22 protein-coding genes and 1 riboswitch are annotated in these 24,467 nt (G+C 68.8%); of the genes, 8 read left to right on the top strand and 14 right to left on the bottom strand.

Annotated elements, in window-relative coordinates; translation table 11 throughout:
* Window positions 1-96 precede the first annotated feature (96 nt).
* Complete coding sequence (locus NS1_RS12240; RefSeq protein ID WP_056818163.1) at window positions 97-1,314, bottom strand: NADP-dependent isocitrate dehydrogenase; 1,218 nt, start codon at window positions 1,312-1,314, stop codon at window positions 97-99.
* A gap of 310 nt (window positions 1,315-1,624) precedes the next feature.
* The gene (locus NS1_RS12235; RefSeq protein ID WP_255284505.1) at window positions 1,625-3,118 is read right to left on the bottom strand and encodes an MFS transporter; all 1,494 of its coding nucleotides are present in this window, start codon (window positions 3,116-3,118) and stop codon (window positions 1,625-1,627) included.
* A gap of 134 nt (window positions 3,119-3,252) precedes the next feature.
* On the opposite strand from NS1_RS12235, the gene NS1_RS12230 reads away from it, so the two are divergent.
* From NS1_RS12230 to metX, 3 genes are all read left to right on the top strand, one after another.
* Window positions 3,253-3,975 carry a TetR family transcriptional regulator gene (locus NS1_RS12230; protein WP_062984277.1) on the top strand — a complete coding sequence of 241 codons (723 nt, stop codon included), beginning with the start codon at window positions 3,253-3,255 and terminating at the stop codon, window positions 3,973-3,975.
* Window positions 3,976-4,039: 64 nt separating this feature from the next.
* Window positions 4,040-4,150: riboswitch (SAM riboswitch) on the top strand.
* 81 nt (window positions 4,151-4,231) lie between these two features.
* Complete coding sequence (locus NS1_RS12225; RefSeq protein WP_062984493.1) at window positions 4,232-5,548, top strand: bifunctional o-acetylhomoserine/o-acetylserine sulfhydrylase; 1,317 nt, start codon at window positions 4,232-4,234, stop codon at window positions 5,546-5,548.
* On the top strand, window positions 5,545-6,690 hold the full coding sequence (gene metX / locus NS1_RS12220; protein ID WP_218019921.1) for a homoserine O-acetyltransferase MetX: 1,146 nt from the start codon (window positions 5,545-5,547) through the stop codon (window positions 6,688-6,690). The genes NS1_RS12225 and metX overlap by 4 nt, the downstream gene beginning before the upstream one ends.
* A 3-nt stretch (window positions 6,691-6,693) precedes the next feature.
* Here the strand turns inward: metX and NS1_RS12215 are convergent, their stop codons facing one another.
* Window positions 6,694-7,329 (bottom strand): TetR/AcrR family transcriptional regulator, encoded by a 636-nt coding sequence (locus NS1_RS12215; RefSeq protein WP_062984275.1) that lies wholly within the window; start codon window positions 7,327-7,329, stop codon window positions 6,694-6,696.
* A 140-nt stretch (window positions 7,330-7,469) separates the two neighbouring features.
* On the opposite strand from NS1_RS12215, the gene NS1_RS12210 reads away from it, so the two are divergent.
* Window positions 7,470-8,417: an oxygenase MpaB family protein gene (locus NS1_RS12210; RefSeq protein ID WP_062984272.1), complete on the top strand. Its 948-nt coding sequence runs from the start codon at window positions 7,470-7,472 to the stop codon at window positions 8,415-8,417.
* A gap of 1 nt (window position 8,418) precedes the next feature.
* Here the strand turns inward: NS1_RS12210 and NS1_RS12205 are convergent, their stop codons facing one another.
* Entirely contained in the window at window positions 8,419-8,745 is a 327-nt protein-coding gene (locus tag NS1_RS12205; protein WP_235569656.1) for a DUF3017 domain-containing protein, read from the bottom strand.
* 46 nt (window positions 8,746-8,791) lie between these two features.
* On the opposite strand from NS1_RS12205, the gene NS1_RS12200 reads away from it, so the two are divergent.
* Window positions 8,792-9,274 (top strand): tRNA (cytidine(34)-2'-O)-methyltransferase, encoded by a 483-nt coding sequence (locus NS1_RS12200; protein ID WP_056818171.1) that lies wholly within the window; start codon window positions 8,792-8,794, stop codon window positions 9,272-9,274.
* Window position 9,275: 1 nt separating this feature from the next.
* On the opposite strand, the gene NS1_RS12195 is transcribed toward NS1_RS12200, so the two are convergent.
* The 4 genes from NS1_RS12195 to NS1_RS12180 are packed head-to-tail and all read right to left on the bottom strand — an operon-like array spanning window position 9,276 to window position 14,486.
* The gene (locus NS1_RS12195) at window positions 9,276-9,500 is read right to left on the bottom strand and encodes a DUF167 domain-containing protein (protein ID WP_056818173.1); all 225 of its coding nucleotides are present in this window, start codon (window positions 9,498-9,500) and stop codon (window positions 9,276-9,278) included.
* Complete coding sequence (locus NS1_RS12190) at window positions 9,460-10,461, bottom strand: DUF4349 domain-containing protein (protein WP_062984270.1); 1,002 nt, start codon at window positions 10,459-10,461, stop codon at window positions 9,460-9,462. The genes NS1_RS12195 and NS1_RS12190 overlap by 41 nt, the downstream gene beginning before the upstream one ends.
* Window positions 10,462-10,518: 57 nt before the next feature.
* Window positions 10,519-13,974, bottom strand: coding sequence for an error-prone DNA polymerase (locus tag NS1_RS12185; protein ID WP_062984268.1), 3,456 nt, complete (start codon window positions 13,972-13,974; stop codon window positions 10,519-10,521).
* Window positions 13,975-14,030: 56 nt separating this feature from the next.
* Window positions 14,031-14,486, bottom strand: coding sequence for a hypothetical protein (locus tag NS1_RS12180; RefSeq protein WP_063816123.1), 456 nt, complete (start codon window positions 14,484-14,486; stop codon window positions 14,031-14,033).
* A 132-nt stretch (window positions 14,487-14,618) separates the two neighbouring features.
* Here NS1_RS12180 and NS1_RS12175 point away from each other — a divergent pair, with 132 nt between their 5' ends.
* A complete protein-coding gene (locus NS1_RS12175; RefSeq protein WP_062984266.1) occupies window positions 14,619-15,569 on the top strand; it encodes an SDR family NAD(P)-dependent oxidoreductase in 951 nt (316 codons plus the stop codon).
* Window positions 15,570-15,641: 72 nt separating this feature from the next.
* Here the strand turns inward: NS1_RS12175 and NS1_RS12170 are convergent, their stop codons facing one another.
* From NS1_RS12170 to imuA', 4 genes are all read right to left on the bottom strand, one after another.
* On the bottom strand, window positions 15,642-16,082 hold the full coding sequence (locus tag NS1_RS12170; RefSeq protein ID WP_062984264.1) for a GNAT family N-acetyltransferase: 441 nt from the start codon (window positions 16,080-16,082) through the stop codon (window positions 15,642-15,644).
* 74 nt (window positions 16,083-16,156) lie between these two features.
* The gene (locus NS1_RS12165) at window positions 16,157-17,083 is read right to left on the bottom strand and encodes a ferredoxin family protein (protein ID WP_062984262.1); all 927 of its coding nucleotides are present in this window, start codon (window positions 17,081-17,083) and stop codon (window positions 16,157-16,159) included.
* 95 nt (window positions 17,084-17,178) lie between these two features.
* The gene (locus tag NS1_RS12160; protein ID WP_062984491.1) at window positions 17,179-18,750 is read right to left on the bottom strand and encodes a DNA polymerase Y family protein; all 1,572 of its coding nucleotides are present in this window, start codon (window positions 18,748-18,750) and stop codon (window positions 17,179-17,181) included.
* A 192-nt stretch (window positions 18,751-18,942) separates the two neighbouring features.
* A complete protein-coding gene (gene imuA', locus NS1_RS12155; protein WP_062984260.1) occupies window positions 18,943-19,683 on the bottom strand; it encodes a DnaE2-dependent mutagenesis accessory factor ImuA' in 741 nt (246 codons plus the stop codon).
* A gap of 199 nt (window positions 19,684-19,882) precedes the next feature.
* On the opposite strand from imuA', the gene NS1_RS12150 reads away from it, so the two are divergent.
* Complete coding sequence (locus NS1_RS12150) at window positions 19,883-21,016, top strand: serine/threonine-protein kinase (RefSeq protein ID WP_062984489.1); 1,134 nt, start codon at window positions 19,883-19,885, stop codon at window positions 21,014-21,016.
* On the opposite strand, the gene NS1_RS12145 is transcribed toward NS1_RS12150, so the two are convergent.
* Entirely contained in the window at window positions 21,017-21,652 is a 636-nt protein-coding gene (locus NS1_RS12145) for a response regulator (RefSeq protein WP_056819208.1), read from the bottom strand.
* Between the two features lie 110 nt (window positions 21,653-21,762).
* Window positions 21,763-23,091: an ATP-binding protein gene (locus NS1_RS12140; protein WP_062984258.1), complete on the bottom strand. Its 1,329-nt coding sequence runs from the start codon at window positions 23,089-23,091 to the stop codon at window positions 21,763-21,765.
* A gap of 704 nt (window positions 23,092-23,795) precedes the next feature.
* Here NS1_RS12140 and NS1_RS12135 point away from each other — a divergent pair.
* Window positions 23,796-24,425, top strand: a complete 630-nt coding sequence (locus NS1_RS12135; protein ID WP_062984256.1) for an MspA family porin — start codon at window positions 23,796-23,798, stop codon at window positions 24,423-24,425.
* The last annotated feature ends 42 nt before the right edge of the window (window positions 24,426-24,467 follow it).

Below are 24,467 nucleotides of genomic sequence, written 5' to 3'. Positions count from 1 at the left end.
GCCCGGTACAGACGCAGAAAGCGCCCGCACCGGATTCGGTGCGGGCGCTTTCACAGCCGTGCGGGTTCGCGGTCGCGAACCGGGGCTACATCACTATCACTTCAGAGCACGAGCCAGGTTCACATCGAGTGCGCCGAGGAATTCCTCGGTGCTCAGGTAACCCTGGTCGCCGCCGACGAGCGCGGCGAGGTCCTTCGTCATCTGACCGCCCTCGACGGTCTTGATGACCACGTCCTCGAGCGCCTGCGCGAAACCGATCACCTCGGGGGTGTTGTCCAGCTTGCCGCGGTGTTCGAGGCCGCGGGTCCAGGCGAAGATCGACGCGATCGGGTTGGTCGAGGTCGGCTTGCCCTGCTGGTGCTGGCGGTAGTGCCGGGTGACCGTGCCGTGCGCGGCCTCGGCCTCACAGGTCTTGCCGTCCGGGGTGAGCAGCACCGAGGTCATCAGGCCGAGCGAGCCGAAGCCCTGGGCCACGGTGTCGGACTGCACGTCGCCGTCGTAGTTCTTGCAGGCCCAGACGTAGCCGCCCTCCCATTTCATGGAGGAGGCGACCATGTCGTCGATCAGGCGGTGCTCGTAGGTGAGACCCGCCGCGTCGAACTCGGCCTTGAACTCGGCGTCGAAGACTTCCTCGAAGGTGTCCTTGAACATGCCGTCGTAAGCCTTGAGGATGGTGTTCTTCGTGGAGAGGTACACCGGGTAGTTCTGCTGCAGGCCGTAGTTGAACGAGGCCCGCGCGAAGTCCTCGATGGACTTCTTGAAGTTGTACATACCCATGACGACGCCGCCGTCTTCGGGCATCTTCACGACCTCGTGCACGATCGGCTCGCTGCCGTCTTCCGGCGTGAAGGTCAGCGTGACGGTGCCCGCCTCGTAGACCTTGAAGTCGGTGGCGCGGTACTGGTCGCCGAAGGCGTGACGGCCGATGATGATCGGCTTGGTCCAGCCGGGCACCAAGCGGGGCACGTTGGAGATGATGATCGGCGCGCGGAAGATGGTGCCACCCAGAATGTTTCGGATGGTGCCGTTCGGCGAGCGCCACATCTTCTTGAGGCCGAACTCTTTCACCCGCGCTTCGTCGGGGGTGATGGTGGCGCATTTCACGCCGACGCCGTACTTCTTGATGGCATTGGCCGCGTCGACGGTGACCTGGTCGTCTGTCTTGTCGCGGTACTCGATGCCGAGGTCGTAGTACTCGAGGTTCACGTCGAGATAGGGATGGATCAGCTTGTCCTTGATGAACTGCCAGATGATCCGGGTCATCTCGTCGCCGTCGAGTTCTACAACGGTGCCTTCAACCTTGATCTTGGACATGGATCTTCGTGTCCTCCTCGGTGGGTGCCCTTATTGCACGGCTAGGCGAACACGCTTGTGAGCGGACCCCAGCAGTTCCAACAGACAACGTATATGCCCCGCGTTGTCTGCGGGACGTGTGGTGCAAACAAGACGAGCGTACTGCTGTCCCCCACCTCACCGCGATGGGAGGGCCCGCTGTGCGGGACTCCTCGAAGCTACTCCGCCCCGACCGCGTGCCGGTACCCGATCGGGCCTTGACCGGCTACTGAGTAGTAACACGGCGAGGCCCGCGCACCGAGGAACGGTGGCGCGGGCCCGGTCGAGCAGGTCAGACCGCGATCGGTACGGCGGCCGCGTGCTCGTCGCCTTCGATCAGGTTCTCCGGCTTGTCGCGGATCATCACCGCGATCACCACGGCGGCGGCGAGGAAGAAGCCCGCGCCGATATAGAACGCGACGTCGTAGCTGTGGATCGAGGCGCGTTCGATCAGATGGTCGACGGTGGGGTTGTCGGTGACGTAGTTCTCGGCGGCCTGGACCGAGAGGGTGGTCAGCAGGGCGGTGCCGACGGCGCCGCCGACCTGCTGGGCGGCATTGAGCAGGGCGCTGGCGACGCCGGAGTCCTCGGCGTCGACCTGATGCAGCGCGACGGCCTGCATCCCGACGAACAGCGGACCCATCCCGAGCGCCATCAACAACTGCGCGGGCAGCACGCTCAGCGCGTACCCGTCGCCGTAGCTCAGTTGCGCCAGCCACAGCAACCCGACGACGCCGAGCAACGCGCCGACCACCATCAGCGGACGCGGCCCGAACTTGGGCATCAACGAACTGGTGATGCCCGCCGCTATCCCGATGCCCACCGGGAACGGCAGGAACGCGATGCCCGCCTTCAGCGGCGAATAGCCGAGGGTGTTCTGGTAATAGAAGCTCAGGAACAAGAACATGGCGAACATCGCGATCGGGATCAGCAGCGCGGCCAGCAAAGCGCCGCCTCGATTGATCTCACCCGGAATTCGCAATGGCAGCAGCGGATTCGCCGAGCGCGCCTCGATGAAGACGAACGCGATGAGCAAGGCGAAGCCCGCCCCGAGCAGGCCGAGGGTGCTGCCCGCCAGCCACCCGTGTTCGGCGGCGCGACTGAATCCGTAGACGATCGACACCAAGCCGAATGTCACGGTGACGGCGCCGGGCAGGTCGTAGCCGCCGGTCCTCGGCACCGGGATATCGCGCGCGATCACCGCGACCGCACCGACTACCGCGATGAGCGCGATCGGCGTGTTCATCAACAGGGTCCACCGCCACGACGCGAACTCGGTGAGCGCACCACCGACGATCAGCCCGAACGCGATGCCACCCGCGGTGATACCCGCGAACACCGCGAACGCGCGGGCCCGCTCCCGCACATCGGTGAAGATCACCGACAGCAGCGACAGGGCCGCGGGGGCGAGCAGCGCGGCGAACGCACCCTGCAGACCTCGGCCGATGAACAACTGCGGGCCGGTCTGCGCGAGCCCCGCCAGCGCCGACGCGGCGGCGAAGCCCACCAGGCCGACCAGGAAGATCCGGCGTCGGCCCAGGTAGTCGGCCATCCGTCCGCCGAGCAGCAGTAGCCCGCCGAAGATGAGCGTGTACGCGGTGAGCGCCCACTGTTTGTCGCCGTCGCTGATCCCCAGGTCACGCTGGGCGTACGGCAGGGCGATCGTGATCACGGTGGCGTCGAGCACCACCATCAGCTGGGCGGCGGAGAGCACGACCAAAGCCCACCACCGCATCGAATTCTGTTGTGAATCAACATTTTTCGTCAATACCTCGGTGCCGGTCACCAGGACTCCTCGTCGCTCGATTGGCGTGAACCAATCCTGGCACTACGAGACAATTGGCGTCAAGAGAAAAATGTCTGAATGCGCCAATTGGCCTACTTGGACAGATAGAGCCGCCGACACGGTAGGCTGAGGGAATGCTGGACTCGACCACTCCGATCAACGCCGACCGGACGACCGAACCGGCTGCCGACGCGCCGCTGGGCCTGCGCGAGCGCAAGAAGCTCCAGACCAAAGCCGCGATCGTGGCGGTCGGGCTCGACCTGTGCGACAGCCAAGGGTTCGACGCGACGACGGTCGAGCAGATCGCCGCGGGTGCGGATGTGTCCCCTCGCACCGTCAACCGGTACTTCGCGCTCAAGGAAGACATCGTGCTGGCCCCGATCGACGACTTCGGGGTCTCCGTCGCCGTCGCGCTGCGCTCCCAACCGAATACCGGCAACGAACTCCAGGCACTGTGTGGCGCCTACCTGGCGGTGGTCCAGGCCGAGGCGGACGCGGACGGCATTCGGTTCATCCGCCAGTTCCTGCAGATGCAGCGCATCATGCGCACCAGCCAGTCGGTCAACGCGCGCGCGCTGGAATACGCGGAGAAGAAGAACGTCGCGGTGTGCACCGAGCTCGCGCAGCGGATGTGCACGTCACCGGACGACTTCACGGTGAAGCTGGTGGCCGGGATCTGGCAGATGCTGTGCCACATCTCCGTCGCCGACACCGAACAAGCCTTGCTGAGCGGGTCACCGACGGTAGCCGTTCGGGTCACCCGCGACGCCGTGCTGCGCGCCTACCACGGCTTGCGGCAGGTCTGTGGCGCACCGGTGGACGACACGCCAGGCTTCGGCACACCGTCCGACGAGTGATCTTCGGCGGGAAATGCGGGGGAAGTTTCCGCCCGCGGGAGATCTCCGGTTAACATGACGGCAAGGTCATGAGTACCAGCGCCAAGCCCCGGCTCGCTGGTCGGCAACCCTCCAGCTGCGGTGGGGTGCTCCGGGTGATGACCGGGCTCTCGAAAGTCGAGAGCAAGCGCGCACTGCAGGAGGCCCCCATGTGTTGTTGCCAGTCGATCCGACCCAGTTGACGAGATTCCCCGGCTGACACCCTTTGGAGCACGACATGACTGACTCTTCCCTGCCCGAGAACTGGTCCTTCGAGACCAAGCAGGTCCACGCGGGCCAGGCCCCCGACGCGACCACCAACGCGCGGGCGCTGCCGATCTACCAGACCACCTCCTACACCTTCCGCGACACCGATCACGCCGCGGCGCTGTTCGGTCTCGCCGAGCCGGGCAACATCTACACCCGGATCATGAACCCCACCCAGGACGCGGTGGAGCAGCGCGTGGCCGCGCTCGAAGGCGGCGTCGCGGCGCTGCTGCTGGCCTCGGGCCAGGCCGCGGAGACCTACGCGATCCTGAACCTGGCGAGCGCGGGCGACCACATCGTCTCCAGCCCACACCTCTACGGCGGCACCTACAACCTCTTCCACTACTCGCTGCCCAAGCTGGGGATCACGGTCTCGTTCGTCGAGGACCCCGATGATCTCGAGCAGTGGAAGGCCGCGATCCAGCCGAACACCAAGGCGTTCTACGGCGAGACCATCGCCAACCCGAGCAGCGCGGTGTTCGACATCCCCGGTATCGCCGGTGTCGCGCACGCGAACGGCCTTCCGCTGATCGTGGACAACACCGTCGCCACCCCGTACCTGATCCAGCCGCTGGCCCACGGCGCCGACATCGTCGTCCATTCGGCGACGAAGTACCTGGGCGGGCACGGCGCGGCCGTGGCGGGCGTGATCGTCGACGGCGGCACGTTCGACTGGACCGTGCGCGACGCCGACGGCAACGCGCGCTTCCCCGGTTTCACCGAGCCCGACCCCAGCTACCACGGCGCGGTGTTCGCCGATCTTGGCGCGCCCGCGTTCGCGCTGAAGGCTCGCGTGCAGTTGCTGCGCGATCTGGGTGCGGCGGTCTCGCCGTTCAACGCGTTCCTCATCGCGCAGGGCATCGAGACGCTGAGCCTGCGGGTCGAGCGGCATGTCAGCAATGCGGAGTCGGTCGCGAAGTTCGTCGCCGAGCAGCCGGGCGTCGACGCGGTGTTCTACGCGGGCCTCGAGTCCTCGCCCTGGCACGCGCGGGCCAAGGAGCTGGCGCCCAAGGGCGCGGGCGCGATCGTGGCGTTCGAGCTGGCGGGCGGCGTCGACGCGGGCAAGAAGTTCGTGGACGCGCTCAGCCTGCACAGCCATGTAGCTAACATCGGTGATGTGCGTTCACTCGTGATTCACCCGGCGTCGACCACGCACTCGCAGTTGACGCCCGCAGAGCAGCTGGCGGCCGGAGTCACTCCCGGCCTGGTCAGGCTCGCGGTGGGCATCGAGGGAATCGACGACATTCTGGCCGATCTGCGGGCCGGGTTCGCGGCGGCGACGACGTGACCGTGAGCACCGAATCGCCGATCGCCCGACCCGGAACCGGGGTGGCCCTGCTGCCACCGCCGGACGGGCGCGTCGGCGTGGTCGCCATCGGGGATGTGGCGCTGGAGAACGGCGCCGTCGTCCCCGATGTGCAACTGGCGGTGCAACGCTGGGGCGAGCTCTCGCCCACCCTGGACAATGTGGTGCTCGTCGAACACGCGCTCACCGGCGACTCCCATGTCGTCGGTGGGCCCGACGGAGCGCCCGGCTGGTGGGAGGGCATGGTCGGGCCCGGCGCGCCGATCGACACCGACGAGTGGTGTGTGATCGCGACCAACGTGCTGGGCGGCTGCAAGGGCAGCACCGGCCCGTCCTCGCTCGCCTCCGACGGAAAGCCATGGGGCGCACGGTTTCCCGAGCTGAACATCCGCGACCAGGTGCAGGCCGAAGCGCAGTTGTTCGAGGTGCTCGGGATCGAGCGGCTCGGCGCTGTCGTCGGCGGCTCGATGGGCGGCATGCGGGTGCTCGAGTGGATCATCGGCCTGCCGGAGCGGGTCAGCGCCGCGCTCGTGCTGGCCGTCGGCGCCCGCGCCACCGCCGATCAGATCGGCACCCAGACCACCCAGATGGCCGTCATCACGGCCGATCCCGACTGGCAGGGCGGCGACTATCACGGCACCGGTCGCGCGCCGATGACCGGCATGGGCCTGGCCCGGCGCATCGCGCACCTGACCTACCGCACCGAGGGTGAACTCGACCACCGCTTCACCAACAAGCCCCAGGGCGACGAAGACCCGTGGACCGGTGGGCGCTACGCGGTGCAGAGCTACCTCGAGCACCAGGCCGACAAGCTTGTCCAGCGGTTCGATCCGGCCACCTATGTGCTGCTCAGCGAAGCCATGAACCGCCACGATGTGGGTCGCGGGCGCGGCGGTATCGCTGCCGCGCTGGCTTCGACATCGGTGCCGTGCGTGGTCGGCGGGGTCGACTCGGATCGCCTGTACCCCTTGAACACTCAGGCCGAGCTGGCCGAAGGTCTGCCCGGCTGCGCGGGGCTCGAGGTCGTGCACTCACGCGACGGGCACGACGGGTTCCTCACCGAGGCCGCCGCGGTGTCGAAGCTGCTCACCGAGACGATGCGCCTCGCGCGGGAGAACCGCTGACCTTCACGGTCCCGTCAGCAGGGCGACGATCGAGCGGACGTAGGCCTGAAGTCGTTCGCGCGGATACTCCTCCGGCTCGCTGACCCCCAGCTGACCGAGCATTTCGGCGATGGTGAGGGTCGAGTTCGCGAGTAGTCCGGCATCCATACCCGACCATCGGGGCAGCACGGAGATGCCCATGCGGACAAGCGATTCCGCGCGCTCCAAGATCTCGGCGCGCGAAGCACGAAGCGCCGCACGGTATTCGTCGGGCGCACTCGCCGGGGTGGCGAGGATCAGCCGCCAGCGGGTCGGATTCGCCAGTGCCACACCGACGAACGCTTCGACAGTTGCCGAGGCGGCAGCTAAGGGGTCGGCGCCGAGCAGGTCTTCGGGCAGCGTGTCGGCGATCTGATCCAGTCCGCGTTCCCGTTCGCGCTCCAGCAGCGCTTCGACGAGTTCGGCGCGGGTCTTGAACACCGTGTACAGCACAGGTTTTCCGACGCCCGCCTCCTGCGCGACGGCCTCCATGCTCAACTCGTGCAGTTCCATCCGGCCCAGGACGGTGAACGCGGCGTCGAGCAGTTGCGCGCGGCGCTGCTCCGGCGGCAGGCGCGGCGCATAGCGGCGTCGAGGTCGCTGCTCCTGCGTCGAGGTCACCGCCCACCTGCCTTTCGCTCGCCGACGATACCCGCCGACCCTGTCGTCACAAATCCTACGCAACCGTTGTATTCACGTCGAGCCATTGCTACGGTGGTGTTGTATTCAAATATCCCTCGCACTGCAAAGGGGCATGTGCAATGGCTTTCGATGCGTCGACTCTCCGTCGCGACGACCACGGCTTCTTCGGACCGGATTCCCCCACCTGGAAGGTGTGGGCGGCGCCGACCGCGCTGATCGGCTTCCAGCGCGCGGTCACGCTCGAACACTTCGATCCGTTCCTGACCGCCGCGGTCGCCGATTCACACGGGATCTACGACAATCCCGCCACCCGCCTCGACCACACGCTGTCCTACTTCCTGCTGGTCGCGCTGGGTGACGGCCGCACCGCCATCCAGGCCGCCGAGCACCTGATGAAGGTGCACGCTCCGATGACGGGCATCGAACCGATCAGCGGCAAGCGCTACAGCGCCAACAACCCCGACTCCCAGCTGTGGATCCACGTCACCGGGTGGCATTCGGTCCTCAAGGCCTACGAGATGTTCGGACCGGGGCCGCTGAGTCCCGCCGAGGAGGATCGGTACTGGGCCGAGTGCGTGATCGCCGCCGAGCTGCAGACCTGCAAGCCTTCGGATGTGCCGCGCGATCGGGCCGAGGTGCGCGCGTACTTCGAGCGCGTTCGGCCGCAGTTGTGCGTCAGCGAGCGGGCGGTCGAGGCCATGCATTTCCTGCTGTGGCCGTCGGTGAGCAAGGGCATGACGTTCGCGGCCGGTGGTCGGGTGCTGTCGCTGGCGACGATCTCGACGCTGCCCGCCTGGATGCGCGAGCTCGGCCGATTCGACATGCCCCGGGTCGTCGACGCCGCGGTGCGCGTCCCGGGCAAGGCGCTCGTCCGGGCCGCCGCTCGTCGCGACAACCGTGGCCTGATCATGGCCAGCCCGTACGTCGCGAAGATGACCGGACAGATCCTGGCCGCCCACGCCGGCGCCGCACCACCACGAACCCGGGCCACGATCAGCCCGAGCGATGCCCGTGCGCTCTACGGCAGCAACGGCACCCACAGCCTGTGGGACAGGACCTCCGCCTGAACTAGGAAACGCCGAGCGTGTTGATGGTGGCCGCCAGGAAGACGATGGCGCTGCCGAGCGCGGTCAGCGCGGCCACATCGAACGGACGGCTGCGTACGGCGAGCAAGCCCACCTGCACGGTCGGCAAGCACAGCCGGAACGCGGCGGCCACCAGGGCGGCGCTGCCGAAGATCAGCGCGCCGCGACGCCACCGATCCCAGGCGACGAAGCCGACCGCGATCACGATCAGCGCTGTCACCACGGTCATCGGCAGATGACTGCGCAGATACTGCTCCCCCGCGCTCAACCGCGCGACCCGGTGCTTGCCGGTCGTCTCCGCCTCGTTCACGAGCCCGATTGTTCCAGATACCGCCTGCGCGCGGACGGGGTGGCGCATGACAGAGTGGTCCGCTGTGCTGCACCTGATCTTTCACGAGCCCGTGATTCCGCCCAATACCGGCAACGCGATCCGGTTGGCCGCGGGGACCGGCTGCGCGCTACACCTGATCGAACCGCTCGGCTTCGATCTCTCGGAGTCCAAGCTGCGACGAGCCGGACTGGACTATCACGACCTCGCGGTGGTGACCGTGCATCCCGACCTGGCGACGGCGTTCGCGGCGATCCGGCCCGGCCGGGTCTTCGCCTTCACCACCCAGGCCACCACCCGCTTCACCGATATCGCCTATCGCGACAACGACGCGCTGCTGTTCGGCACCGAGCCCACGGGTCTGCCCGAGGAAGTGCTGACCGATCCGCAGATCACCGAGCAGGTCCGCATTCCGATGCTGCCGGGGCGACGTTCGATGAATCTGTCGAACGCGGCGGCGGTATCGGTGTACGAGGCGTGGCGGCAGCTAGGTTTTCCGGGCGCGGTCTGACTCAGTCGATATCGAAGCGCTTGAACCGCGAGGTAGCGCCCGCGGTCAACCGGACGGCGGACTTGGCGACGCCGAAATGGTCGGCGAGGAGTTCGATGGCCGCCTTGTTCGCCTTGCCCTCTACGGCCGGGGCACGGACGTAGAGGGTGAGGGAGCCGTCCTCGGCGGTTTCGACCAATGGGCCTTTACGGCTGTTCGGTTTGATCGTCGCCCGCACTGTGGGCACCGGGGGTCTCCTTCGCCGACGCTGTCTGTTCGGTGGCACCTGACGCGGTGGTTGCCGGAGCGGGAGCCGTGGCCACCGGCGCGGTGGGCACGTGCGCTTCGGCACGACGGCGCCTGCGCAGCAATCGCAGTGCGGCATACAGCAATCCGCCGATCACGGCGAGGAAGCCCAGCCACGGCACGGCCTTGCCGACGAAGACGATCGCGTCCTGCAACCAGTCGATCAGCGAATGCCAGCCCGAGACGATGCCGTCCCAGAAGTTGTCCGGGTCGCCGGGTGCGTTCTTGTCGTCGGCGGTGAGCGTGATGGTGAGCGTCGACAGCGCCACCTGATCGTCGAGGCTGCGTTTCTGCGCGGTGAGGCTGTCGAGTTCGCCCTGCCTGCTCGACAGCGCCTCCTCCGCCGCGATCAGATCGGCGGTGTTGGTGGCGCCGGTGATCAGCGCTTTGAGCCGATCGACGGAGGCTTGCAACGCGCGGATACGGGCATCAAGATCCTGCCATTGCATGGTGACGTCGTCGCGATTGGTGCTCACCCTGGTGACCGTGCCGACCCCGCCGAGGCCGGTGATGAAGGCGTCGGTCTTGTCGGCGGGCACCCGAACACTGAGCACGGCGCGAGCCGCGCGCTTGTCGGTGCCGGGTTGTTCGGTGCGGCTGTCGATTCGGCCGTCGACGGCATCTACCTGCCCGGTGACGGTCGCGGCGGCGGCGATCGGATCGGCCGAGGTGACATCCACCGACCCGGTGATCACCTCTTTCCGGTTCGACTGATCCGTCGGCGCCGGACTGTCCTTCTGCGGTGCGCCCTCCCGGAACCCGGGCGCCACAGCGGGTGCGGGCCCGCCGAGGACGGTGGGCGCGGTAGCCCGACCAGCCTCGTCCTCACTGTCGTCATCGCCGCACCCGGCCAGGAACAGGAGTCCGAGCAACGCGATCATCACCACGGCAAGCTTGCGCATATTTCGCAGCGTAGTGCGTGGGTGGGTCGGTGACTCGTGTTCGAAGGCGGAGCAGTGTCAGCGGAAGTCGCGGGAGCGGGCGACGATGGTCAGGTCGAGGTGCTCGAGGTGGTCGGCGACGAGGCTGGCCGCGCCCTCGGCGTTTTGGATGCGGCCACGGATGAGCAGGGCGGTGGCGTTCTGGGCGAGGCGGCGGTATCGGGTCCACAGGCCGACCGAGCAGACCACATTGACCATGCCGGTTTCGTCTTCGAGGTTGAGGAAGGTGACGCCCGCGGCGGTGGCGGGGCGCTGCCGGTGGGTGACAGCGCCTGCCACCAGGATTCGCGCGCCGTCCTCGACGAGCAGTAGATCGCAGGCGGGGACGACACCGAGCGAATTCAGGTGGGCGCGAAGGAATTCGGTGGGGTAGGTGTCGGGCGAGATACCGGTGGCCCAGACGTCGGCGGCGGCGAGTTCGAGTGCGCTCATGCCGGGCAGCGCGGGTGCCGCGACGGCGGGGCCGGTGCCGGGCAGGAGGTTCGCGCGTTCCTGGGCCGCCGCTCCCGCCGCCCACAGCGCCGCCCGCCGAGAGCTCGTCGCCGAATGCTCGGTCGAAGTGTCGACCAAGCTGCTCAACGCGCCTGCGGTAGCGAGGGATTCGGTTTGGGGAATGGTCAGTTCGATGCGGCCGGTGAGGTCGAGCATCGAGGTGAAGGGGCCGTGTTCGGCACGGGTGGCGACGATGCGGTCGGCGAGGTCGGTGCCGATGTGGCGCACGCCCGACAGGCCGAGCCGGATCTCGGTGCCCGCGTTCTCGAGGGTGGGTTCGGCACGGCTGGCGTTGATATCGGGACCGTGCACGCGCACCCCGTGGCGGCGGGCATCGGCGACCAGCGACTGCGGTGAGTAGAAACCCATCGGCTGCGCGCGCAACAACCCGGCGCAGAACGCGGCCGGATGGTGCAGCTTGAACCACGACGAATAGAACACGATCGCGGCGAAGCTCTGCGAATGGCTTTCGGGGAAACCGAAATTGGCGAAGGCGTAGAGCTTCTCGTAGATGCGGTCGGCGACCTCGTCGGTGATGCCGTGCAGCTTCCGCATGCCCTCGTAGAACCTGGTCTTCAGCCGTTGCATCTTCTCCGGCGAACGTTTGGATCCCATCGCCCGGCGCAGCTGATCGGCTTCGGCCGCACTGAAACCGGCGACATCGACGGCCATCTGCATCAGCTGTTCCTGGAACAGCGGGATGCCGAGCGTGCGCGTGAGCGAGCGCTCCAGCGAGGGATGGTCGAACACCACCGGCTCCTTGCCGTTACGCCTGCGGATATAGGGGTGCACCGAGCCGCCCTGAATCGGTCCGGGGCGGATCAGCGCCACCTCGACGACCAGATCGTAGAAATTACGCGGCTTCAGCCGGGGCAGCGTCGCCATCTGCGCGCGCGACTCCACCTGGAACACCCCGATGGAGTCCGCGCGTTGCAGCATCTCGTAGACGCCCGCTTCGGTGAGGTCGAGCGCGTGCAGTTCCACCGTCTCGCCCTTGTGCTCGCGCACCAGGTCGATCATGTAGTGCAGCGCCGAGAGCATGCCGAGACCGAGCAGGTCGAACTTGACCAAACCGACCGCGGCGCAATCGTCTTTGTCCCACTGCAGCACACTGCGCCCGGCCATCCGCGCCCACTCCACCGGGCACACGTCGGCGATCGGTCGATCACAGATCACCATGCCGCCGGAGTGGATGCCCAAATGCCTCGGCAGACCGTCGAGTTCGCCCGCGAGTTCGAGAACCGTGTCCGGGATATCGGTGCCCGTCTCGGCGGCCACCCCGGACCAGCGGCTCACCTGCTTGCTCCACGCGTCCTGCTGTCCGGGTGAGAAGCCGAGTGCCCGTGCGGCATCGCGCACCGAGGACTTACCCCGGTAGGTGATCACGTTCGCCACCTGAGCGGCGAAGTCGCGTCCGTACTTGGCGTAGACGTGCTGGATGGCCTCCTCGCGGCGGTCGGATTCGATATCGACATCGATATCGGGTGGCCCGTCGCGCTCGGGCGAGAGGAATCGCTCGAACAACAGTTGGTTGCCGACCGGGTCGACATTGGTGATGCCGATGGCGTAGCAGACCGCGGAGTTGGCGGCCGAGCCCCGACCCTGGCACAGGATGTCGCTGTCCTTGCAGAACTGGACGATATCGTGCACCACCAGGAAATAGCCGGGAAAGTTCAGGTCCGCGATCACCGCTAGTTCGTGGTCGATCTGCTTATACGCCTTGGTGTTTCGCTGCCTCGGCCCGTAGCGGCGCGCCGCGCCCGTATAGGCGAGGTCGCGCAGCCAGGAGTTCTCGTCGTAGCCGGGCGGCACCTCGAACGGCGGCAGGTTCGGGGCGATCAGCCCCAGGTCGAACGCGCATTCGCGAGCCAGGGTGACCGCGTTCGCCACCGCGTGCGGGTAGTCGGCGAACAGGTGCGCCATCTCCGTACCCGAACGCAGGTGCGCACCGCCGGTGGGAGCGAGCCAGCCCGCCATCTCGTCGAGACTGCTCCTGGCACGGATCGCGGCCAGCGCCATCGCCCGTCGACGTTGCGCCGGTGACGCGAAATGCGCACCGGTGGTAGCGAGTACGGGAACACCGAGCCGGTCGGCCAGCGCGATCAGCAGGGCGTTGCGCTCGTCATCGGTGGCGATGCCGTGGTGGGTGAGCTCCACACTCACCCGGTCGGCGCCGAATCTTTCGATCAGATCCCGCAGAGCCGCTTCGGCTTTCGGCAGCCGGATATCGCCACCGCGCAGATCGTGTTCGAGTGCGGTGCGCAGGTGGCCTTTTCGGCAGCCGGTGAGAATGTGCCAGTGCCCGCCCGCCGCCGCGGCGAGCGTGTCGAGGTCGTAGCGCAGCACGCCCTTCTCCCCCGCGGCCATGTGCGCCGTGGTCATCTCCCTGGAGAGCCGCCGGTACCCCTCCTGCCCCCTGGCCAGCACCAGCAGATGCGGGCCGAACGGGTCGGGAGATCCGGTGCGCGGCACCGAGTCCGGCGCGTGCGCGTGTCCTCGCTCGACCGCGTCATCGGCAGTGGCTCGCACCCCGCCCCGCGGGACAGAACGGCGCCGGACCGCATCCCCTCGGCCCGGCGCCGCCTTCGCATCGGTTCCCAGTGACAGTTCGGCACCGAAAACCGTTGGCATTCCCCATTCCCTGGCCGCCTCGGCGAACCGGACGGTCCCGTAGAACCCGTTGTGGTCGGTGAGCGCGAGCGCTTCCAGACCGAGCCGCACCGCCTCCTCCACCAGCTCCTCCGGCTGACTCGCGCCGTCGAGGAAGCTGTAGGCGGAGTGGGTGTGCAGCTCGGCGTAGGGCACCGTCGGGCCGGTCGGCCGGTCGAGCCCGGCGGCGTGGTACTCGCCGCGTTTGCGTGACCAGGCCGGACTGTCGCCGCCGTCGCCGGGGTGCATGTCCTCCGCGGGCCTGCCGCTCGGCTTGCCCGAGAGTACCCGTTCCAGCTCCGACCAGGTCGGCGTACCGTTGCTCCAGCCCATGCACCCACTCCTCTCACGACCCCCGCATCCACATCCCTTTCGTGTTGGAAGACAACTCAATTCGCGGGCAAGCGCTCCATCGACCGCGATTCCAGCGCGGCCTCCACATGCCCGAGACCCGAGCGGATCACCGCGCCGTAGGCATCGTTGGCGAGCACATCCAAGTGCCCGCGCGCGATGGCCAACTGCATCCGCGCCATCTCGAAGTCACCGACGCGGCGGTGACTGTCGGCCAGATTCAGATACAGCGAGGGCAGGAACCCGCGCAGTCCCTCATCGAGCGGGATGCCCGGCCCGAACACCGCGGCCAGCGCCCGCTGGTCCCACAGCAACGCACCCTCCGGCAACTCCTGCACATCCGCCAGGTGATGTGCCACCACGCAGCGATGCAACGGGTCGCCGCCTTCCCCTATCTCACTCCACAGCCTGGTCAGCGCCGCGCGCGCCGCATCAGGGTCGCCACCGCCGAGCCGCACCGCGGCATAGATGTCCGCCATCCGATCGTCCGCCATGCGGACCAGTATCGCACATACGTTCGAATAATAGCGAGAGGCATTCGAACATATTTTCGAGTTTCTCGAGGAACCTGGCCCTCGAACTTACTTTGGAGTAAGTTCGAGGGAACGAGCTGCAAAGGAGCAGTGATGTCTCAGGTTTCTCCAGGTGAACGAGGCCGCAAGCGGCGCGATCTCACCGGCAGGCATGTCGTGATCACCGGCGCGTCCTCCGGGATCGGACGGGCCGCCGCACTCTCGGTGGCCGACAAGGGCGGGATCGTGTTCCTGCTCGCGCGCCGCGCCGACGAACTGGCCGCGGTGGTCACCGAGATCGTCGACGCGGGCGGGCTGGCCTACGGCTACCCGTGCGATGTCACCGATTCCGAATCCGTGGATTCGGCGGTCAAGGCCATTCTCGACCAGCACGGCCACGTCGACATGCTGGTCAACAACGCGGGCCGGTCCATCCGCCGCGCCATCCACCGCTCCACCGACCGCCTGCACGACTTCGAACGCACCATGGCGGTCAACTACTTCGGCGCGCTGCGGATGACGTTGGCCCTGCTGCCACAGATGCGCGAGCGCGGCTTCGGCCACATCGTCAATATCTCCAGCGCCGGCGTGCAGGTGGCCACTCCCCGCTTCGCCGCCTATCTCGCCAGCAAGGCGGCCCTGGACAAGTTCACCGAGGTCGCCTCGGTCGAAACCCTCGCCGACGGAGTCACTTTCACCACCATTCACATGCCGTTGGTGCGCACCCCGATGATCGCCCCCAGCGGCGACCAGGGCCCTTCCGAATCCCCCGAGTGGGCCGCGGGCACGATCGTCCGTGCCCTCGCCGAACGCCCGAGACGCATCGACGTCCCCCTCGGCACCCTCGCCGAATACGGCGGCATCATCACCCCCAAACTCCGCGACCGCATCTTGCACCGCTACTACCGCGCGCTGCCGGATTCCCCTGCGGCCAAGGGCGAATCGGCCGAAGACGCCCCCGCCCCGGTCCCTCGGGCAGATCCGAAAACCCGTTCCGCCGCCCGAAAGGTCACCGGCACCGCTCTGCGCCGCGCGGCCCGCTGGGTTCCCGGCACGCACTGGTGACCCCCGCGTAGTCACTCAGTTCGCCTCGGGCCCACATGGATTCGGGGCGCGGATTCCGGGTCCGCCCGCGATTCACTCCAGGTCGAGAGTGAAGTGGTGGGCGGTGATGGCCAGATGGTGGCGCATATAGAGGCGATGGGCGGCGGCTCGGGTGGGGCCGACGCCGGAGTCCAGGTGGATCCCCGTGCACCGCAGGCGCCTGGCCTCGGCGGTGAGCCAGTCGAGCAGGTGGTCGGCGTGGCCTCGACCGCGCACCGCGGGGAGAGTGGAGACGTCGTCGATGTAGAGGTGGTGGCCCCAGGCGGTGGAGTGGGATTCGCGGAATCCCGCCACCGACAGCGCTGTGGGAGAGCCTGGTTCGAAGATCCCGACCAGCCGGTAGCCCTCGGGGCGGAGTTCGGCGTCGATGAACTCGGCCAGCCGCGATGTCGTCTCCCACCGTGGGCGCAGCTCCAGCAGGGCAGGGCCCGCCAGCTCGGTTTCGTCCTTGCCGATTTCGCGGATGTCGCTCATGGAGTCGACGTTAGGGTCGCCGGGTGATCGCGCGGAAGAGCCATTCCGCCGGAGTTCCGATAGTCCACCGGCTCTCAGCGGTCGGCGGACTGTTCGGGCTGGATGGTGGATGACTCGCAGAGTTGTTCTACGGCAGCGGGTTCCAGGTAGGTGGCCGGCTTGGGAGCGGCGCCGCAGCTGGCTTGGCGCGGGGCGGCGGGGACGGTGCGGGCGGTGACGCGCCAGCGGCGGCCATCGCGGTGGGTGACGACGGCGGCGCCCGCCAGGGTCGGGTCATCGGTGGGAGCCGGGTCGGGGTGGACGGTGAGGTCAGTGGCGCCGGCCGGGAACTGTTCGCGCACAGCCACTTCAGCGAGCTGGGAGATCGGGGGGTAACAGCTGCGGCCGCGGAGACCGGTCAGGGAGACCTCGTCGACGTCGGCCGCTTCGAGCATCGCCTTGGCGGCGGGGGCGTCGACACGGCCGTAAGTGAGGCCGGAGGGAAGCAGGACGACCGCGGGGGCGAAGCGGTGACCACCGGTGTGCGAGGCCTCCCAGACCCGGCCCGGGTAGTCGGCGGCAAGGGCGGCGGCGATCGGGCGGCCCAACAGGGCACAGCACTGGTCGCGTTTACCGTGGGCGCAGACCAGGACCACCGGATCATCCACCCGCGCACCGATTCCCGGTGCCGGTCCGTCGACGAGATGAAGATCGATGTCGAAGAGCTGGCGCAGGTCGGTGATCTCGAACCGCTCGCACCAGGAGCCCTCCGGCCGCGAACTGACCAGCAGCACCGTGCGGGTACCGGTGAACTCGTTGCGGCCCGGACGGCGGATCAGCGTCGGCCGAACCCGCGCCGCGGACGTCCGCGCCGCCAGTTCGGCGGTGATCTCCGGACCGAGCACCTCATCACCGATCACATCACCGCCCCACGCGCCGGGATGCTCGATACACAGCCATCCGGTGAAGTGCCCCGCGGTACCGAGCAGCGGGAGGTCGGCCGCGGCCGCCGTACACAACATGCCCTCGAATGGGTTCACAGCGCTCCTCCCGCGACCGAGCCTTCCGGGGCCATCCCCGGACAGGCGTCGTTTCACTCTAGAACCGGGGCGGTGGGCTACTCGTAGACGCCCTCGGCATGCCACCGCATCGCGTCGTAGACGAGCAGGACGGCGCGGATTTCGGTGGGGTCGGCGTCGAGCTGGACTTGGACGCGCACGGCCAGGGAGGTGGGTTCGGCGGTGGACCACCAGCGTTCGGCGACCGGCCACGGGCCCGCCCAGCCCAGCAGCGCCCATTCCTTGCGGCCCCAGCGCAAACGGGTGGGGGTGGCGGTGAACAGACCGCGGTCGGTGACCAGAACGGAGGCGCCGTCGGCGGCGGTCAGGTGCACGACCGGGCGGTGCAGCAGGAGCAGGGTGGGGGCGGGTTCGGGGAGTCGACCCGGCCAGGGCTGGGTGGGGTCGGCGGCGGGGGTCAGTTCGTCGCCGAGGGCGATCATGGTGATGCGTTCGGCGGGGCCGCGGCCGCCGCTGAGCACGCCGATGCGGACCGCTTCGCCGCCGAGCAGGCCCTGCACGCGGACCAGGGCGCGGCGGGCGCGTTCGGTTTCCTCCCCCTCGCCGCCCCACAGACCGAGTTGCAACGCACCGGCGGCGACCACCTCGACCGGTTCCAGCGTGAGCTCTACGATCGGGCCGGTGGGGCGGGCGCGGTGGGTGAGCCAGCCGTCGAGCTGCCAGCGGACGCGGTCGGCGGTGTCGGCGGGAGTGAGCGGGCGGGCGCAGCGCCAGATCCTGGTGAGCTCCTCGCCCGCCTCGGTGCGCGCGGTGACGGCGAGCCGGGTGCAGGCGACGCCCGCCGCCGACAACACCGCGTGCAGCCGGGTGGACAGTTGCCTGCCCGCGAACGCGGCCGCGTCGACCCGGTCGATGGGCGGATCGCAGGCCAGCTCGACGGTCAGTTCCGGAGCGGGGCGGCGCGCCGACGGTGGGCGTTCCGGCAGGGCGCGGGCGGTGCGATGGGCGAGCACGGCGTCGGCGCCGAACCGGGAGGCCACTTCGGCCGGAGACAGGCGCGCGAAATCACCGATGCGGCGCAATCCCAAGCGCCGCAACAGGTCTACCAACTCCGTGCGTTCCGGTGCGGCCAGGCTCGGTTCCACCGCGAGTTCGGAGACCGAGAGCCCAGCGAGGTACTTCGCGCCCTCCCCCGGCACCACGATCGCCCCGCGCCTGGCCGCGATCACCGCCGTCGACATGGCATCGGCGATCCCGATCTGCGCCTCCGCTCCCGCTACGGCGACCGCGTCGATCAACCGCACCACCGCGGCCTCCTCGGAGCCGAAATACCGTGCGGCACCGCGCGCTCCGAGCACGATGAGCCCGGGCCGCAACACCTCCACACCCGGCACCGTCTCATCGACAGCCCCCACCACCGGTTCGAACGACCGCGCGTCCCGATCCGGATCATCCTGCACGACAACAAGTCCCGGACAACATCCTTGCGCGTCCCGGCGCCGCATCCCCCGTCGCACACCCTCGGCCCGCGCGATCGCCGAACACGCCACCACCGAACTCCCCCGCAACACCGCGATCGGTCGCTCCGCCGACACCCCCTCCGCCGCGGCCGCGGCTACCGCGGGCCAGTCCAGGCACCACACTGCCAGCACCCGATCGACACGCGTCACCACGACACCGCCGATCCACACGCCACACCACGTCCGAACCGAGACACCCACGAATGCGGTAGGCGATCGGCATCGGCGTGCCGAGCGCGACTCGGGAACGAACGGGAGACCCTCGGCGACTGTCCGGCGGCCGCCGGACAGTCGGTGGATCCCCTCACGCCCATCGGCCGGAACCCGACAACAGGTCGGCGGTCATGAGACGGCCTCGTGTAGCGCGGTGACTTCCGTTGTACCGCTGACATTTTCGCGAGGCAGCCATTCGGTGCGCCCGACCTGGGCGCACAGGTCCATGCGGCCGTGGCGGGTCTGGCCCGCCTTGGCGCTGACGCGCACGTCGAGGCAGACCGAACGCAGGCGTCCGCGACCGGCCCCGAGGCCGCGGTAGCCGGTGACGCGCGAGTCCAGGCGCAGGGTCGGGTTGGCCCATTCGCCCGCGACGACGAGGGTGGCGCCGCGATTGCGGGCGCGGGCGGCGAGGACGCGACAGCGGGCGGGCGAGACAGCGAGGCCGCCCAGGCCGAGGACCACCAGGTCGAGGCCGTCGAGCAGGACGGCGGCCACCTCGGCGGGGTCGGGGCCGGGATCGGCGATCACCGCCAGGTGGGACAACCGGGCACCCATCTCCGCGGCGGCCAGCAAACCGAGCCGGGGCAGGCCGACCACCGCCGCGTGGCCGCCGTTTCCGGTGACGGCGGCGAGCAGTCCGGTCAATAGGGAGTGCGCGCCGGTGTAGGCGACCACCGCCCCTTTGGGCAGCCCGCCATCGGGCAGCAGATCGGCCAGCGGCGGCGGCACCGGCAACAAATCGCGACGTAATTGCTGTTCACGCGGCATGTGCCCGGTCGCGGACTCACCGCGCCCCGGCACCGCGGCCATGCGCCTACGCAGCTCGTCGAGCATGCCCCGATCGGGCGACAACGCTTCCGAACCCATCAACACCACCTACTTCCACGATGGACCCGCGAGCGGAAAACCGCCCCGCGCCGAAAAGACAGCACCGTTTCAGCTATCGATCGTATTCGAATATACGTTCGATAGCGACCAGCGTGACACCCACCCCCACCCCGTGTCCACCGCGAAGCACCCCGAAGATCCCGGCCAGTCAGCGCCATATTCGGCTACCCTCGCACCCGTGACCGAACGTGCTCGTCCCCATATCGGCCCCGACTACCTGGTCGCGGGCCGCTACCGCCTGCAGTCCAAGCTGGGCGGGGGTGGCATGGGTGCGGTCTGGCTCGCGATGGATCGGTTGCTGAACCGGGAAGTCGCGATCAAGCAGGTGCTGTCCACCGCGGGACTGAGCGCGGCCGAGGCCGAGCGAATCCGCAGCGCCATCGTGCACGAGGGCCGGGTGGCCGCCAAGTTGTCGCACATTCACGCCGTCGCCGTGCACGACGTGGTGCTCGAGGCGGGCGAGCCGTGGCTCGTCATGGAGTACTTACCCTCGCGCAGCGTGGCCAAGGCGCTCGCGCTGGTCGACACGCTGCCCGCGGTCGAGGTCGCCCAGATCGGCGCGCAGGTGGCCGACGCGCTCGCCGCCGCGCATGCCGCGGGCATCGTGCACCGCGATATCAAGCCGGGCAACATCCTCGTCGCCGACCGCGGCAACAGTGTGGGCCTGGCCAAACTCAGTGACTTCGGCATCTCGCGCGGCGCGGGCGACGCCCAGGGTGACGAACCCGACGGTGTGATCACCGGCACCCCCGCCTACCTCCCGCCCGAGGTCGCGCGCGGCGCCCGGCCCACCGAGGCCAGCGATGTGTTCTCCCTCGGCGCCACCCTCTACACCGCGCTGGAAGGCCAGCCGCCGTTCGGTTTCGACTCCGACGAGAACGACGTCGTCGCCACGGCCGCGATGGGCCGGATCATCCCGCCCACCCGCAGCGGCATCCTCACCCAGCCGCTGCTGCACATGCTCGAGCCCGCGCCCCAGCGCCGCCCGACCATGGCCGAGGCCCGCGACGAGATCCTCACCGCCGCCTTCGGCCCCGGCACCGGCGCCTACATCCTCGGTGTGCCGCTGCGCGCCGAAGACGGCACCATCCCCGCCTGGTCCACCCGCAACTCGGCCAGCGGCCTGCGCAGCCCCAACTCCTCCCCCCTCCCGCGTCCACACCGGGCCCCGGTCGCCGCCACCGCCGCCGCACCCCAACAGCGCACCGGCAGCTTCATCGACAATCTGCCCAACGGCGCCCCCCTCGCCATCGGCGCGGGCGTGCTGATCGGCCTGATCATCCTGATCGCGATCATCATCGCCGTGATGTGATCATTCGATCCGTCGTCGGTGCGCCCAGCGAGTGAGCGCGTTGCGATTGGACTGCTGGGTCTTGCGCAGCACATTCGACGCGTGCGTCTCGACGGTCTTCACCGAGATGAACAAGGACTCGGCGATCTCCCGGTAGGTGTAACCACGCGCGAGCAAGCGCAGCACCTCCAACTCACGCGGGGTGAGCGAGTCCAATTCGGGATCGAGTGGCGGCTCCGGAACGGGCGAGCGCCCGGTGAACGAGTCGAGCACGAAACCGGCCAACCGCGGACTGAACACCGCGTCCCCACCCGCGACCCGGCGGATGCCGTCGGCCAGCTCGGCACCGGAAATCGTCTTGGTGACATACCCGCGCGCCCCAGCCCGGATCACCGCGATCACGTCCTCGGCCGCGTCGGACACGCTCAACGCCAAACACACCGGCCCCTGGGCGATTCCGCTCAGCACCGCCACCCCACCGCCATCGGGCATGTGCACGTCGAGCAGCACCACGTCCGGCTTCGCGGCATCGATCCCGGCGATCGCCTCGGCCACCGCCCCCGCCTCACCGACGACCTCCATATCGGTCTCGCGGCTCAGCTCGGCCCGCACCCCCGACCGGAAGACCGCATGATCGTCTACCAGGAACACCCGCACACTCACTACAAGACTCCTCAGTAGAACCGTCTCGATCGACCTGCTGTCATCGGTACCACACCGCGGTGTCCGGGCGTCGAAATCGGCTCGGGTTCGGTGCGATCGCGCACTCAGGGGTCGGTCGGATGGTCCTGCGCCGACGCGCGGTCATCGGTGGTCGGCGCATCCTCACTCGCGACCTCGTCCGGCTCCGAGGTCCCCGAGTCGGTGCGCGGCATGACAATCCGCACCTCGGTGCCACGCCCGAGGGTCGAGTCGATCTCGGCGGTACCGCCGCGGCGCTCGATTCTGGCGCAGATCGACTTGGCCACCCCGCGCCGGTCGGCAGGCACCGCCGACACGTCGAAACCGGCGCCGCGGTCGCGCACGAAGATGCTCACCTGGTGGGGTTCGGTCTCGGCGAACAGGTCGATCTCGGGGACGTCGGCGTGCTTGGCGGCGTTGACCAGCGCCTCGCGGGTGGCGCCGAGCAGGGCGGTGAAATGTTCCTTGGGCAGGCCGGCGCCGGTGTCGCCGGGGTCCATCGCGACATCGCCGACGGTGACCGGGGTGACCTTCACGCCGTGCTGGTCCTCCACCTCGCCCGCGATGGTGCGCAGTGCGGTGGCCAGGCTGGACTGGGCGGGCGCGGTGTCGTCGAAGAGCCACTTGCGCAGTTCGCGCTCCTGACTGCGGGCCAGGCGGAGCACCTCCTGGGGGTCCTCGGCCTGACGCTGGATCAGCGCGAGCGTCTGCAGCACCGAATCGTGCAGATGGGAGGCGATCTCCTCGCGTTCCTCGTTGCGGATGCGGGCGCCGCGCTCGGCATTGAGCGCGCGGACCATGCGCAACCACAGCGGCACCGTCAGCAGGCCGGCGCCGACCAGGGTGACCGCCACCGCGATCAGCGCGGACCCGAGCGAACTGAGATCGATCCTGGCCAGCACCACCACCCCGAGCCCGACCACGATCAGCGTCGCCCCGGCCACGATGCGCGACCAGGTGACCACCGAGGGTCGCGCGGGCAGCCCGAACAGGGCCCGTGGACCCGGCGCGGCCACATCGTATTCACGCCACACCAGCGCGGCGCCGACCGCGACCACCACGATCGGCGCGATCACCTGCGCCGCGGTCCCCTGGAACAGCCACCCCACCGTCACCGTGAGCCCGAGCCCGAGCAGGGCCAGCCCGATCGCCTGCCTGCGCTCGTCACCGGTCGGTTTCACGGCGTCCGCGCCACCGGGCGTGAAGATCCACAGCAGCCCGTAGGCCACCAGCCCCGCACCGACGATCGCGGACAGCAGCACGAACGCCAGCCGCACCTTGATCACATCGACGCCGAGATGGTCGGCCAGACCACCCGCGACACCGCCGACCACCCGCCCACCACTGCGACGGACCAGGCGCGGGGGCTCCGGCAACGGCGCACCCACCGGTTCGGGACCGGGGACCGGCAGCATGGGCCGATAGCCGCGAGGCACGCCATAGCCCTGCGGGCCCCCCGGGTAACCCGGCGCGGCCCGGTACTGCGGCGGCGGAGGGTAGTGCTGCGGCGCCCCATACACCGCCGGCTGCCCCCCGAACGCGCGCTCCACGAAACGACCGCGCGGCCGATGCCCACCGGGCCGCGGATCAGCCGCGGCCCCGGGCCCGTCGGAAGGCCTTACCGCATTACCCGGTTGAATCCCGTTCGCGGCCACCGGCGCACGACCCACCGCACTGTTGCCGACCGCGGGTCGAAACCCGTTCTGCCCGCCGGATGTGGGGTGCGCGTCGTTCCCAGGGACACTGCCGTACCCGTGGGGGTACCCCTGGGTGGCCTCGCGAGCGGGAACAGACGGATCCATGCTCTCGATAGTGGCACGCGGGGCGGGGCGCCGACATCAGGAAAGTCCCCGATATCGTCCCCGATATCGACGATCCGCCGCTGACCTGGGTGTCGACCTGTCCGGTCCGGACAAAAATAACGCCCTACCTGGGGGTATGGCCGATCCGGTGACGGACCGGAACGCCGACGGCGGACCGCCGGACCGGAAACTCCGCCACAGGGTCCTCAACAGGTCTTTTAAGCCGACGGGCGGGCACTCCGAAAGCCCGGCCGCAGAAGCTCTTCCTACGTTGATGGCAGGCCGCAATCACGGCCGCCGCTTCAGGGGAGGAACACGTGAACATCATCACCACCGTGCTGGGTGCCGCCGCGATCGGACTGAGCGCCATCGGGATGACGCCGATCGCTTCGGCGACGCCGATGGCACCGCACGAGACGACCTATCACGGGCCCGTCGGCTTCGAACTCACCCTCGGCCATGCCGAGGAGTCCTACCGGCTGGTCCCCCCGCTCAACGCGATGCCGACCAATCGCGAGGTGTTTCTCGACAACACCGCCTACGTCACCGCTCCGCCCGGCGCGACCGGCAAAGTCAGCTCCGGCTATCTCGTCGCCTGCGCGGTGGACCTGACCCTGTCGGTCGGGCTCGACGGCGGCATCTCGGTGGGCGCGGGGGCCACCATCGGGTTCGGCTCGTCCGGCCCCGATGTGTCCGCCGACATCGGCCCGTCGATCTCGGCCGGTCTCGATCTGAGCCTGTCGCTGGCGCCGGGCGAGATCAAGAAGATCGACGTGGGATCCATGCCCCTCGGTTCGGGCACCACCTATCTGGTGAACCGTGACTTCCATCTGATGGTGGGCAACTGCGGTGGGCCGCTCAACGTCTACTCGTGGGCGACGGTCACCGCGAGCACCGGACAGGTGAGCGCGACGAACTCGATCTTCGGCGACACCATGTTCCTGTAGGCCGAGCCGGGGCCCGGCGACTCGCCGGGTCCCGGTCCAGCC

The sequence above is a fragment of the Nocardia salmonicida NBRC 13393 genome, assembly GCF_001613085.1.
Taxonomy (GTDB): Bacteria; Actinomycetota; Actinomycetes; order Mycobacteriales; family Mycobacteriaceae; genus Nocardia; species Nocardia salmonicida.
This window is presented reverse-complemented; position numbering and strand designations above follow the sequence as displayed.